Below are 13,120 nucleotides of genomic sequence, written 5' to 3' on the forward strand. Positions count from 1 at the left end.
GTAACATCCCTTGTTACGTGCGCCAAATGACCTAAGTCTTAGGACCCAGATAATTTCATCCGTGAAAAGAGGCCTTTGGGGCGGACATCCACCTGAATCTCTCCCATCTGATCCGTTCGAAAGACGGCAATCTGCTCATTAAGCAGACGCTCAAGAACGGCAGGCGCGGGATGGCCGTACGTGTTCATGGCCCCAACAGAAATCACTGCCCAAGAGGGATTCCAATAATCTAACCACTCTTGCGTGGTTGATGTCTTGCTGCCATGATGAGCAATTTTTAGTACATCAATCTTGGGCCTACTGCCGCTCGTGCTCACATTCAAATCAAGTAAATCTGGATGGTCTCGCAGCTGCGCCAACACCTTCGCTTCGGATTCCATCTCCATATCCCCGGTGAACAACCAGCGGGTTCCTTGCATTTCTAATAAAAAGACCACCGATTGCGCATTCTGCTCTTTCACAATCTTAAGCCTCTGCTCATTGCTTCCAACCGGATAGAGCACTTGTAGTCGCGTTTGCGGATCGATCTGAATCCAATGGCTAACATGCGCAGGCAAGAGCGGAACATCGCGCGCTAACAAGGTTCTAAATAACTTAGCTGTTTGATCACCTGGTTTGAAAGTGCCGTTAAATAGAAACTGTTTGACTGGAATCTGCGAGGCTACGGCTTGCAAACCTCCACTATGGTCGGCATCCTCATGGGAGAGCACAACAAGATCCAGTTGATGAACACCACGTTTCTTGAGCAGCGGTACGAGCAGCTTAGTCCCTACTTCGTAAGGATCTTTCCTCGCCTTCCAGCTATCCTCCGGTTCTCGGAATGTCAGTGTTCCCCCGCCGTCAATCAAGATATGTTTACCATTTGGAGTGCGAATCAGAATGGCATCTCCTTGACCTACATCAATAAACTGCACAAGCCCTGTATGGCTGAATCGTTCCGGATAATACCCCATGACAAGCAATGAAAGAAAGCTGAACAGCGCTGTGCCTAACCATAGAGGCAGATTCATTTTCCTTCTGTTTGGAATCACTTCAAGCATAATCGGAAACATCGTCGAGCTCGTTTGCGACAAGCGCCACCACAACCAATAGATCCAGACTAGCAGCACGTAATAGAAGGCAATCCAAGCCAAGCTCGGTGTTGCCCAAATCAGCTTAAAGCCATGCAGCTGCTGGAGCTTGTCCGTGCACCAAAATATCAGTTCATTAAGCCAAGAAATCAACCAACCGATGACTTGACCTGCCGGAACATATACGAGACCTACAACCAAAGCAAGCAGACCAGCCGGAAACACAACCATACTGATCACAGGAACCAGAATAGCGTTTGCCAGCCATGATAATAAAGAAAACTGATTGAAATAATAAATCGAGGCAGGAAAAGAAACCAACTGAGAAACCAAGGTGATTGAGGCGCTGTTTCGTATCAAAGAAGAAGGCAGCCAGGGCAGAAGCAGCTCGTTGATACGCTGTACACCAAGAATGAGACCGAGGGTGACCAAAAAAGACAGCTGAAAGCTGACATCCAGCAGAAAATACGGATTCCATAGCAGCATGATCCAAGCAACTAGGGCCATGATGTGCAAAATATCCTTGATCAGCCCTTTTCGGGCAGCCAGCAGAACCACGATCGACATCAGCCCTGCCCTTATAACAGAGGGAGATGCTCCTGTCAGCAGAATAAAGAAGGGCAATAAGCCCACGCAAATCAGCAGATAGGTTTCTTTGGTCAGCTTCATTCGGCGCATTAGCCAGATGCATACCCCCAGAAAAACGGCAATATTCAAACCGGAAATCGCTAGTATATGCGTCAATCCCAGCTCCGAAAACTGCTGAAACCGCTCTGGATCGAGATCATCCGTCAGCCCGATGAGCATGCTTTTCATAAACCCCGCCTGCGGCGAGGGGAAGATCATGTCCATGCGCCTGCTGAGGTTGCCACGCAACTCGTCGTTCCAGCGCAGCAGCTGGACGACGCTAATGCGCGCAGCCGCAGGCTCCACTTGCGCCTGATCCACTCCTTTGGCTGAGAGCAGCCAATGGGTGTGGTGAAGGCGCAGGTATCGGCGGTAGTCGAAGCCGCCGAAATTGCGGGCCAGGGACGGGCTGCGCAGCGTCCCGGACAGCGTGAGGGCGTCGCCTCGGCGCCAGCCCGACGCCACACCCTGCTGCGCCTGCTCCAGCAGGCGCAGCGAGACCTGCACGCTTTCCCCGCCGAGCGGGAAAGCGGTGTCCTGGAAGCGGACGGACGCCGCTTCCACAGTGAAGCTGGCCCTGTCGCCGTCGACGGTGACAGGGCTGCCAATCCGGCCGAGCAGCGTGACCTCGCTGCCGTCAAGACTTTGCTGCTGCTGCGCCAGCGGCAGCAGGGTGACGTTGCGCTGGTCGGCCCCTTGGTAGTAGCCATAGGCTGCACCGACCAGCAACAGAGCGCACAGCGGCTGCCTGAAGGGCAGGCGCAGCGCAGAAATTACGATGAGCGCACCAATCATCAGCGCGCTCGTCGTGAAGTTCAACCATCGCAGCTCACTATAGAGCGCAATCACATAACCAGTTATCCACAGACAGCAACCTAGAACAACTGGTCGTTTCAATAACATATCTATCGCTCTTCCCCCTCTCTGGCCAGAAGTAGAAAAACCTCTTTCCCGCTCACCCTTCTAAGAAGGCACAAGCGAGAAAGAGGTTCTTCCTCATCACTGAATTGTATGATTGGATTGCATTTCTAATTAATGACCTCAGACACCGTACCTGGCGGAGGCTCATAAGCTTCCATACGCCGGAAAGTTATCCCTCTGGCGTCCATTAACTGACTGACCTTCTCATGATCCTTGGGGTACCCCCGGTGAAACACGATTTCCATTACGCCGCTGTTCGCCAGCATATTCGCACACGTCCAACAGGGTTGATCCGTGACATAGACGGTAGAGCCTTCGCGATCTTCGCGATCCGTAAACAACAGCAGATTCTGTTCCGCATGAATCGTTCGAATACAGCGCTGCTTGCGAATCACTTCTTCTATCTCTTCCACGACTTTCAGTTCAATTTCTTCTACCAGCATACAACCTGCTTCTGTACAATCCGCAACCCCCATAGGAGCACCATTGTAGGCCGTTCCCAGCAGTTTCTTGCCTTGTACCAACACCGCGCCAACATGACGTCGATTGCACCTGGAACGTGTAGAGGCCATATAGGCAATATCCAAAAAATACGTATCCCAATCTTTACGAATGCTCATAACGGAGCTATTTCCTCCTCAAATCTTCAATGACACTGACATTGAATTCCTTTTTTCATTTCTAGTATTCTCTCATACTTCCCCTCAAAATAAAAGATGAACTACGGTGAACCCACATACAGCAATGGCTTTAACTTAACTAACATCTTCTCCCCGATCCCTTTTACTTCCATTAATTCCTCTACCTGAGTGAAACTCCCTTTCTGTGAACGATAGTCCAGAATAGCTTGTGCTTTGCTATCGCCAATTCCCGGCAGATCCTTTAATTGTTCGAAAGTCATGATATTTAAATCCAGCTTGCCTTTGATATCCGGAGCAACTGTTTGAGGCTTGCTCCTTGAAACAGCCGTTGATGCAGCTTCCAGTAATTTGGATGGCTGATCGTCAGGCAAAGCGCCCGGCCCCTCTTCTTGTTGGTCAATCATAACTTGCATCTGCCGATTCATCGGTTCGAACTTCGTCTCGATGCGAGATCTGCCCCCAAGAATAAAAGGCCACACAACAAACATAAATAAACTAATCGCAGCCACAATCAGCAGAAGCCTCGATTTATTGTAACGAAATAAATCCACGAATTATCCTCCCCCAGCATAATAGCGGAACCGCAGACATATATATGAAAAAGCATCCGAATGGCAATAAATACGGACTCAGAGCGATAAATAGGAACACAAGTGACTGATTTTTTCGGGAGGGATTACTAGATGAAAGCAGGATTCATCGGCACTGGGAGTATGGGAAGTATTCTAATTGAAGCTTTTATTCATTCTGGGGCTTTCAATCCGGAGCAAATTATTGCTGGGAATCGAACGATTCATAAAGTAGAGATGCTAGCGGAGAGATATCCTGGGCTTCAAGTAGCCCGCTCGAATAGAGAAGTTGTGCAGGAGAGCGATCTGATCTTTCTTTGCGTGAAGCCATCTGAATTTAAAAAGGTTATTGATGAAATTAAAGAGGACGTGCTTCCCTCACAATTTGTTGTATCCATCACAAGTCCTGTCCTCATTAAGCATTTGGAAGGTCTTCTTCCAGCGAAAATAAGTAAAGTTATACCCAGCATTACGAATTATGTCCTTAGTGGAGCTACTTTGTGCATTCATGGCAATCGCATGCAGCCAGAGGATAAAGAGTGGCTTGAGAACCTCTTTGCACACATCTCTTCGCCAATATCCGTATCTGAAAATTATACGCGCATATCTTCCGATCTATCGAGCTGCGGGCCGGCTTTTCTAGCCAATTTTCTGCAATCGTTCATTGATGCCGCTGTTGAAGCGACAGGAATTTCTAATGAGGAAGCCACAATGCTTGCGAGTGAAATGACGTTGGGCACAGGAAAATTACTGACAACGGGGGGCTTTAACCCTATTTCCTTGCAAAAGCGAGTTTCCGTTCCCGGGGGTATTACAGAAGAGGGCCTCCGCATCTTGGAGGAGGAACTTGCCGGGGTATTCTCACGTGTCATCCTCGCAACTCATTCCAAATATGAAGAAGACTTGGAGAAGGCAGAGCATCGCTTTACATTGAAGCAGTAACCTTCTCCGTCGTCATCTTGATCTATTAACCTACAACGATATTAACTAACTTCCCTTTGACGACAATCAATTTGCGAACGGCCTTTCCGGCGGTCGCTTCTTTGACTTTGTCGAGATCAAAAGCAATTTTTTCCATCGCCGCTTCATCTGTATCTTTGGAAATCAGTACACGATCAACGATCTTGCCGTTAACTTGAACGACGATCTCAATTTCATTATCCACTGTCCATGCCTCATCATATGTTGGCCAAGGCTCATACGTAATGGACTCTGTACCGCCCAGCTTCTCCCATAACTCTTCAGCCAGATGCGGAGCAAGCGGCGACAGCATTTGAACGAAGTTCTTCATTGCTTCAAGCGGCAAACGCTCCGTCTTGTACGCTTCATTGACGAAAATCATCATTTGGCTGATTGCCGTATTGAATCGTAGAGCTTCGAAATCCTCGGTAATTTTCTTGATGCTGCGGTGCCATGTACGTTTGAAGCTATCGCTGCCCAACTGTTCGTCCGCACTGATTTTGGCTTGAACTTGCCCATTCTCATCTACGAATAAACGCCATACACGATTCAAATAACGGTAGATTCCATCTACACCCGTCGTGTTCCACGGCTTGGTTGCTTCCAGAGGTCCCATGAACATTTCGTAAATACGTAAGGTATCCGCACCTTGATCGCTGACAATATCGTCTGGATTCACCACATTGCCGCGGGATTTACTCATTTTCTCCATATTTTCCCCAAGGATCATCCCTTGGTTTACAAGCTTATGGAATGGCTCTTTGGTGTGAACGAAGCCAAGGTCGTAGAGCACTTTGTGCCAGAAACGCGCATACAGCAAGTGAAGCACGGCATGCTCCGCACCCCCGATATACAAATCGACAGGCAGCCATTGCTGCTGCAGCTCGTGCGAGCAGAACTCCTTGTCATTATGCGGATCGATGAAGCGCAGGTAGTACCAGCAGCTTCCAGCCCATTGCGGCATCGTATTCGTCTCGCGGCGAGCTTTCATGCCTGTTTCTGGATCAATCGTATTCACCCACTCCGAAACATTCGCCAGCGGTGATTCTCCTGTGCCTGAAGGCTTAATTTCGTCAACCTGCGGCAGCAAAAGTGGAAGCTGATCCACAGGAACAGGCTTCATTGTGCCATCTTCCAGATGGAGAATCGGAATCGGCTCTCCCCAGTAGCGTTGGCGGCTGAACAGCCAGTCGCGCAAGCGGTAGGTCACTTTGCCTTGTCCTTTGCCATGTTGCTCCAGCCAAGCGATCATGTGGCTGATTCCTTGCTCAATGTTCAAGCCATTGATCGGTTCGGAGTTCACATGAGCCCCATCGCCTGTATAGGCTTCCTGTTCAATGTTTCCGCCTTGCACAACTTCAATAATCGGCAAATCAAACTGTTTAGCAAACTCCCAGTCACGTTGATCGTGCCCTGGCACAGCCATAATGGCGCCAGTTCCATATCCGCCAAGGACATAATCAGCAATCCAAATCGGTACCTTAGCGCCATTCACAGGGTTTATCGCATATGCGCCCGTAAATACGCCTGATTTATCCTTGGCAAGGTCTGTACGTTCAAGATCGCTCTTACGGGATGCCTTCTCTTGGTACTCCTTGATCGCAGCTTCCTGATCGGCTGTCGTAATGCGTGCAATCAGTTCGTGCTCCGGCGCCAATACACAATACGTTGCACCGAAAAGCGTATCCGGACGTGTTGTGAACACGGTCAGCTTGTGCTCTGTCTGGCCTTCAATCGCAAAATGCACTTCTGCCCCTGTTGATTTCCCAATCCAGTTGCGCTGCATATCCTTGATGCTTTCGGACCAATCCAGCTCCTCCAGATCTTCCAGCAACCGCTCCGCATATTCCGTGATTCTCAGAATCCACTGGCGCATCGGTTTGCGAATAACCGGGTGGTTGCCCCGCTCGCTCAGGCCATCAATGACTTCCTCGTTCGCAAGCACCGTGCCCAGAGCCGGACACCAGTTGACCGGAACTTCATCTACGTAAGCAAGCCCTTTGTTGTACAGTTGGATGAAAATCCACTGCGTCCATTTGTAGTATTCCGGGTCCGTCGTGCTGATTTCACGATCCCAATCATACGAGAAACCGAGTGACTTAATTTGGCGGCGGAACGTGTCAATATTCTTCTTGGTGAACTCGCGCGGATCATTCCCTGTATCAAGCGCATACTGCTCCGCAGGAAGTCCGAAAGCGTCCCACCCCATAGGATGAAGCACGTTATACCCTCTCATCCGTTTAAAACGTGAAACAATATCCGTTGCCGTGTAGCCTTCCGGATGCCCGACATGCAGACCCGCCCCGGACGGATATGGGAACATATCCAGTGCATAGAATTTCGGCTTATCCGAATTTTCCAAAACTTTGAATGTTTTCTTCGTATCCCAATAACCCTGCCATTTGGATTCCACGGCTTGCGGATTATAGCCTTGCGTCTCTCTCGTTTCTTTGGTTTCCTGTGTCATGTCTGAATTCCTCCCTAAGTTCAAAGTGCTATAAGCACCAAAAAACCCCTCATCGCTAGCGGATATCGCTAGGGACGAGAGGTTAGATTCCCGTGGTACCACCCTAGTTAACACGAAGCATACTTTGCTTGTGTTCACTCTGCCCCTTAACGCGGGTGAGACGATCCGGCTAGCACCAAGCCTGCTGGTGGTTCACCTTCTAGCTCCAAGGCGAGTTCACAAGACTAACATCTACCGGCTTCCACCCTTTAACCGATTCTCTGAGAGATGTTGTACAAGTTACTGATCCTCTTCTTAGCTTTAAGCACATCTGATTAGCTTTGATTATATGTAAAATAATGCCGTCATGTCAAGCGGCGCCCGATTTCTCAGGTTTATTTCTTGGCTATAAAGAAGGCGCGCTCCGTCGCACGGGTCGGCTGTTCCCAAGTGAAGTCAGCAGCTAAGTGGACCTCTGCAAAACCGGCTTCCAGCAGCATTTGTTGCAGCCATTCCAGAGGATAGGCTCGCTGTTGATGGATTTCGTCGATTCTTCGAAATGCTCCCTTGCTTCCTTCATCTTTGACGAAGATGGTCAAATCGTGTTCGATTTGGACTCTTTCCTCGTCGAGCTCGCTTGTCCATATGTAGGCAACATCCTCTTCGTTTAAGAAAAAAGGCTGAGATTCCGCATAAGCGAACAACTGCTCGGGCGTATGCACATCAAAAAGAAACAACCCGCCTGATTTAAGTCCTTCGTATGTGTGACGAAATGCATCGACAATCTCGTCTTCCTCTAGCAAATAATTCAAGCTGTCACAGAAAGAAAGCGCCGCGTCAGCTTGCTCGCCCAGATCCCATTCCCGCAAATCCTGCTGCACCCAACGAATCGCGCCGCCGCGAAACGGCATTTTATGCTCTCCAGCCTTCTGCTCAGCGACAGCCAGCATATCTTCTGACAAATCAATGCCCGTCATCTGATAGCCTGCTGCGGCTAACGGAATCGTGATATTGCCGGTACCGCATCCAAGATCGACAATTACTGAGGGCTGAAGACCAAACCGCTCGAAGCCTTCATTAGCGAAACGAAGCCAATCCTCGTAAGGCATATTATTCATTAAACGGTCATACGTATAGGCAAATTTTTGGTAGCTCATATCAGCCTTGCGTCTCCTCTGGCTTCAGATAGGTCCAGTCCTCTTCTTGATAAATGAGCCCATCCTTCATCAGCTTGCCCAGAGCGCGTTTGAAAGCTGCTTTGCTAAGGCCAAATCGATCTTTGATGATGTCAGCCGATGTTTTATCGGAAAAGGGCATTGCATGTCCTGGACGCTCACGCAGGACACTGAGTATCTTGTCTGCGTCTTCATCACGGCCTTTTTCCTTAGGAAGCCGCATCGACAAGTTCACTCGTCCATCTTCTTCCCGCACAAAAGCAACGCGCAGATCAACCAGTTCCCCCACACGCAGCAAGCGTGTGCGTTCCGGTGCAGCGATCAAGCCGATAACCCCATAGCCAAGCACACCGGCTTCACAAATGACGAACGTACCGATTTGCAGCGGCCGATATACACGCCCTTTGACCCACTGATTGCTCCAACTCGAAGGAGCACGCACACATAGAGGTGCTAGATCCTCTTCCAGCGCTAATTTGGCAATTAGACGCCCTTGCCGATCATGCGCCAGGGTGGCAAATACTTTGTCCCCTACGAGTGGGCGCAGTTCTTCCAGTTCCGGCACGTTCCGATATGGAAGCAGCAGATTGCGGCCTAAACCCATTTCGAGGAAATAACCAAATCTCGGGTGGATATCAACAACTTCAAGCAAGCCCACTTCACCCATTTGAATCAGCGGACGCTTCAAAGTCGCCATCAATCGATCCTGTGTATCGTGGAACAAGAAAGCTTCCACTTGATCCCCAGGCTTAATCTTCCCTACAATTTCCGCATAAGGCAGCAACACATCCTGATAGCCGTCGCTCAGAAAGTAACCGTTAGGCGGAACTTCCCTTGCTACCTCGAGGGTAACAAGGGATCCTGCTTCCAGTCTCATACGCGCTCCACAACCTTGGCATCGGACCAAAGTCTTTCGATATTGTAATATTCCCGGTCATCGCGATGGAAAACATGAAGGACAACATCCCCCAGATCAAGCAGGACCCATCTTGCTGTATCAATACCTTCGAAACCGCGAATGTTCACACCGTGTTCATGCGCTTTTTTGCGGGCTTCTCCAGCAATGGCTTGCACTTGTGTCTCACTGTTGCCGTGACAAATAACGAAGTAATCCGCAATCGGCGATACGCCTTGCAGATTAAGCGTGACAACATCTGCCGCTTTCTTATCCTCGGCTGCTTCTACGACAAATGCCAATATTTCCTCTGGGTTTTTACTCATTCAATCATCCTCCAAATATTAAGTGTTTATTTGCTGAATCAAATCATTGCGTGTCAAAATGGTCAATGGATAAATCCGCTTGCCTTTGGCAAGTAAAAAAGCGATCGTAGAATCAAACCCGGCAATCAATGCTTGCTCTAAGCTGATCTCGGCAAGTTCACGAATACGATCAACACTGGGAAAGTCGCGTCCTGGCTCCATATAGTCTGCCAGACAAACGATTTTATCGAGCAATGTCATCGCCTCACGACCGGAAGTATGGTAACGAATGGCATCCAAAACTTCTTCATCCACGATCCCAAATTGGGATTTGGCGATAAAGGCTCCGGCATGGGAATGCCATAGTTCTTTGTCGAACTGCAACAAGTCCTGCGGCAATGCGTTGTCCCTAATAATCTTAGCTTGCTCTTGTACAGGCCAATACTTGCAATAATCGTGCAAAATAGCCGCCAAGTCCGCTTTTTCCGGATCTCCGCCAAAACGCTTGGCTAAGATTACACTGGTTTCCATGACGCCAAGCGTATGCAGCCAGCGTCTTTCAGGCATTTGCTCCTTGACAGCGGCAATCAGCTTCTCACGATTCATACAATCGGTTCACCTCCATGAAACGATTCACAGCCTCTGGAACCAAGTAGCGAACAGAGCGTTTGCGCTGCCTTTCCTCGCGAATAATCGTTGAAGAAATATCTACTTGCGGCATCGGAACGAGCGACACCCGACTACGAATAGGCAGGGGAAGCTGTTCCATATCGAGTGCATAGCCAGGCCTTGCTAAACCAATAAAACGAATATGCCGCACGATGTCATCGATGCGATGCCACTGCGGCAAATATTGAACCATATCTGCACCTATAATATAAGCAAATTCTGTATCCGGATATTCCTTGAGCAGCAGCTCAATGGTCTGGATACTATAAGATACGCCGCCTTTGGTAATTTCGATATCAATCGGCCGAAAAAAAGGATTGCCTTCAGCGGCAAGGCAAACCATTTCCCAACGCTCCTGGATGGATGCCTTTGGGGCATTTGGCTTGTGCGGAGGCACATTAGCCGGCATCAGCCAAACTTCATCCAAACCTGCTTCCACCCTCGCCCGCTCTGCGGCTATTAAATGCCCGGTATGAATCGGATCGAAGGTGCCTCCCATAATTCCGACCAGCATGCTTCCACCTCTTTAGCGCGGCAGTTCGATCTTCTTCTTGTCACGCGATTCTTTGTAGAGCACAACCATTTTGCCAATAACCTGCACAAGCTCAGCCCCGGATTTCTCCGCAAGCTCCGTACCTACCTCATCGCGATCTTCGCCGCTGTTGTTGAGCACGGTAATTTTGATCAGTTCACGCACTTCCAGTGCTTCTTGGATATGACGAATCAAATGTTCGTTCACTCCGCCTTTGCCAACTTGAAAAATTGGATCTACATGGTGCGCCATGGAGCGCAAATAACGTTTCTGTTTGCCTGATAACATCGATGTCCCTCTATTCATTCTTATTCAGCTAACGACTGTTCTACCACCTGTCTCATCGCCGCTACGGGCGCAGGAGTACCAGTCCAATATTCGAAGGCAAATGCGCCTTGATAAATAAACATGCCAAGTCCGCCATGGATGCGGGCACCTTTGGCTTCCGCTTCACGCAAAAACCGCGTGATCCGCGGATTATAAATCAAATCACTGACTAAATGGTGTTCGCGCAGCAGCTCTACCGGCATTGGAAGCTCATCGACATGAGGATGCATGCCAGCTGATGTTGTATTGAGTACAAAATCAACTTCATCCACAATATCCCCAAGCTCATCAAGTCCCAGTCCAACAGTCTTTGTATAGACGCTGATTGTTTCCGCAAGTTCAATGGCACGTTCCTTGGTGCGATTTGCTATATAAATACAGGCTACACCTTCTTTGGCAAGCGCATAAGCAACACCTCTTGCCGCGCCGCCAGCCCCAAGGAGAAGCACACGTTTACCTGACAGCACAATACCCGTCTCTTCTTTAAGCGATCTTACATAGCCGATGCCATCGGTGTTGTAGCCGACAAGCTTGCCAGCTTCATTCACGATGGTATTCACCGCGCCAACAATGCTGGCGCCTTCATCAATTTCATCGAGATATGACATGACTTCCACTTTGTGTGGAATGGTTACATTGATTCCACGATAGCCTAATGCCCGAATTCCACGAACCGCGTTACCCAACTCATCAGGACGAACATGAAAAGCTGCGTATACCGCATTAATTCCGGCTTCTTGAAAAGCCCGATTTAACATAATCGGGGAACGGGAGTGCCGAATCGGATCTCCGAATACCCCGTATAGAATCGTATGACTGTCAATTGTGCGGCTCTTCTCCATGGTTTCCTCCGGTCTCCCTATATCAATGCTTCACGCGCGATAACTTTAATCCCCTTAGGTGCATGAACGGCAAGATCTGCTCCAGCGATACTGTTGACACGAATCCAACCCAAGCCTGAGATCAACACATCCATCTGTTTCCCCTTAGGAATGTGCAGCGGATGCTTCACAAGCTTAGGCAGTTCTTCCAGATCTGCTAGATTCGGAGGCGCCAGCATGACACCTTTGTGCTCCTCATACAACTCATCCGCGCGTTCTAATTTGGTACGGTGAATTTGCACCGCATTGGACGTATAGCAAGTAAAGGACTGATGCTCCCCTTTAATAAAGTCAAATCTGGCTAAAGCGCCAAAAAATAATGTTTGGGCTTCATTCAATTGAAAAACCATCGGTTTTAGCGGCTTATCCGGCATAATACGGGCTAAGTCGCGCTTCTTCACCACTTCTGTTAACCGGTGCTTATGAACAATCCCCGGCGTATCCACGATAAATTTCCCGTCATCTAACGGGATCTTCACGAGATCCAGCGTAGTGCCTGGGTACTGTGATGTCGTAAGTTCCGAATCCAAGTCGCTGTAATCGCTGATCAAACGGTTAATCAACGTTGATTTGCCCACATTCGTGGCCCCAACGACATAGACATCCATGTTGCCGCGATACTCTTGAACAGCAGTAATTACACGATCAAAGCCAATATTTTTCTTCGCGCTGCAAAGAACAATATCCACGACCTTGAGATTCTCTTCCTTGGCTCTGCGCTGCACCCAATTAATAATTTTGTTGGCGTTCGTTACTTTGGGCAGCAAATCGATTTTATTGACGACAAGCAGAACCGGATTCGAGCCAACAAAGCGGGCTAGACCACTGATCATACTGCCTTCAAAGTCAAAAATATCTACGATTTTCACAACCAGCGCTTTGGTTTGACCGACGTGTCCCAACAATTTCAGGAAGTCGTCCTGCTGGAGAGTGATACTCGAAGATTCATTGTAGTGTTTAATGCGATAGCAGCGCTGACAAATCAGCGGCTCCTTGTCCATCGCTTCGGCTGGTATGTAACCGAGCTTGCCTTTTTCTTCCGTTTGCAGAAGGACACCACAGCCTGCACAACGATTCACTGTTTCTGTAATCATGAAACCTC

Annotated in this window: 13 protein-coding genes and 1 other annotated feature; of the genes, 1 reads left to right on the plus strand and 12 read right to left on the minus strand. The window is 48.9% G+C overall.

The features are described from left to right. Nucleotides 1-38: 38 nt before the first annotated feature. The 3 genes from LOZ80_RS16270 to LOZ80_RS16280 all read right to left on the minus strand — a co-directional run bounded on the left by LOZ80_RS16270 (nucleotide 39) and on the right by LOZ80_RS16280 (nucleotide 3,810). The gene (locus tag LOZ80_RS16270; RefSeq protein WP_238172355.1) at nucleotides 39-2,600 is read right to left on the minus strand and encodes a DNA internalization-related competence protein ComEC/Rec2; all 2,562 of its coding nucleotides are present in this window, start codon (nucleotides 2,598-2,600) and stop codon (nucleotides 39-41) included. Between the two features lie 125 nt (nucleotides 2,601-2,725). Continuing rightward, the gene (locus tag LOZ80_RS16275; protein WP_238172356.1) at nucleotides 2,726-3,238 is read right to left on the minus strand and encodes a deoxycytidylate deaminase; all 513 of its coding nucleotides are present in this window, start codon (nucleotides 3,236-3,238) and stop codon (nucleotides 2,726-2,728) included. 101 nt (nucleotides 3,239-3,339) lie between these two features. Further along, nucleotides 3,340-3,810: a ComEA family DNA-binding protein gene (locus LOZ80_RS16280; protein ID WP_238172357.1), complete on the minus strand. Its 471-nt coding sequence runs from the start codon at nucleotides 3,808-3,810 to the stop codon at nucleotides 3,340-3,342. Between the two features lie 132 nt (nucleotides 3,811-3,942). Between LOZ80_RS16280 and comER the strand changes: the two genes are divergently transcribed. Continuing rightward, nucleotides 3,943-4,770, plus strand: a complete 828-nt coding sequence (gene comER, locus LOZ80_RS16285) for a late competence protein ComER (protein ID WP_238172358.1) — start codon at nucleotides 3,943-3,945, stop codon at nucleotides 4,768-4,770. A gap of 25 nt (nucleotides 4,771-4,795) precedes the next feature. Here comER and leuS read toward each other — a convergent pair whose 3' ends face one another. The 9 genes from leuS to yqeH all read right to left on the minus strand — a co-directional run bounded on the left by leuS (nucleotide 4,796) and on the right by yqeH (nucleotide 13,112). Next, the gene (gene leuS, locus LOZ80_RS16290) at nucleotides 4,796-7,255 is read right to left on the minus strand and encodes a leucine--tRNA ligase (protein ID WP_238172359.1); all 2,460 of its coding nucleotides are present in this window, start codon (nucleotides 7,253-7,255) and stop codon (nucleotides 4,796-4,798) included. Nucleotides 7,256-7,322: 67 nt separating this feature from the next. Further along, nucleotides 7,323-7,560, minus strand: a binding site (T-box leader). 69 nt (nucleotides 7,561-7,629) lie between these two features. Next, a complete protein-coding gene (locus LOZ80_RS16295; protein ID WP_238172360.1) occupies nucleotides 7,630-8,391 on the minus strand; it encodes a class I SAM-dependent DNA methyltransferase in 762 nt (253 codons plus the stop codon). A gap of 1 nt (nucleotide 8,392) precedes the next feature. Then, a complete protein-coding gene (locus LOZ80_RS16300) occupies nucleotides 8,393-9,286 on the minus strand; it encodes a CvfB family protein (protein WP_238172361.1) in 894 nt (297 codons plus the stop codon). Further along, nucleotides 9,283-9,630: a ribosome silencing factor gene (gene rsfS, locus LOZ80_RS16305; RefSeq protein ID WP_238172362.1), complete on the minus strand. Its 348-nt coding sequence runs from the start codon at nucleotides 9,628-9,630 to the stop codon at nucleotides 9,283-9,285. The genes LOZ80_RS16300 and rsfS overlap by 4 nt, the downstream gene beginning before the upstream one ends. A gap of 18 nt (nucleotides 9,631-9,648) precedes the next feature. Further along, on the minus strand, nucleotides 9,649-10,215 hold the full coding sequence (gene yqeK / locus LOZ80_RS16310) for a bis(5'-nucleosyl)-tetraphosphatase (symmetrical) YqeK (RefSeq protein WP_238172363.1): 567 nt from the start codon (nucleotides 10,213-10,215) through the stop codon (nucleotides 9,649-9,651). Beyond that, nucleotides 10,205-10,792, minus strand: a complete 588-nt coding sequence (locus tag LOZ80_RS16315) for a nicotinate-nucleotide adenylyltransferase (protein WP_238172364.1) — start codon at nucleotides 10,790-10,792, stop codon at nucleotides 10,205-10,207. Before LOZ80_RS16315 ends, yqeK begins: the two co-directional genes overlap by 11 nt. Nucleotides 10,793-10,804: 12 nt before the next feature. Then, the gene (yhbY, locus tag LOZ80_RS16320) at nucleotides 10,805-11,098 is read right to left on the minus strand and encodes a ribosome assembly RNA-binding protein YhbY (protein ID WP_189006555.1); all 294 of its coding nucleotides are present in this window, start codon (nucleotides 11,096-11,098) and stop codon (nucleotides 10,805-10,807) included. Between the two features lie 20 nt (nucleotides 11,099-11,118). Continuing rightward, nucleotides 11,119-11,979, minus strand: coding sequence for a shikimate dehydrogenase (gene aroE, locus LOZ80_RS16325; protein WP_238172365.1), 861 nt, complete (start codon nucleotides 11,977-11,979; stop codon nucleotides 11,119-11,121). A gap of 17 nt (nucleotides 11,980-11,996) precedes the next feature. Then, complete coding sequence (gene yqeH / locus LOZ80_RS16330) at nucleotides 11,997-13,112, minus strand: ribosome biogenesis GTPase YqeH (protein WP_238172366.1); 1,116 nt, start codon at nucleotides 13,110-13,112, stop codon at nucleotides 11,997-11,999. Nucleotides 13,113-13,120: the final 8 nt, after the last annotated feature.

This window comes from Paenibacillus sp. HWE-109 (genome assembly GCF_022163125.1).
GTDB lineage: Bacteria > Bacillota > Bacilli > Paenibacillales > NBRC-103111 > Paenibacillus_E.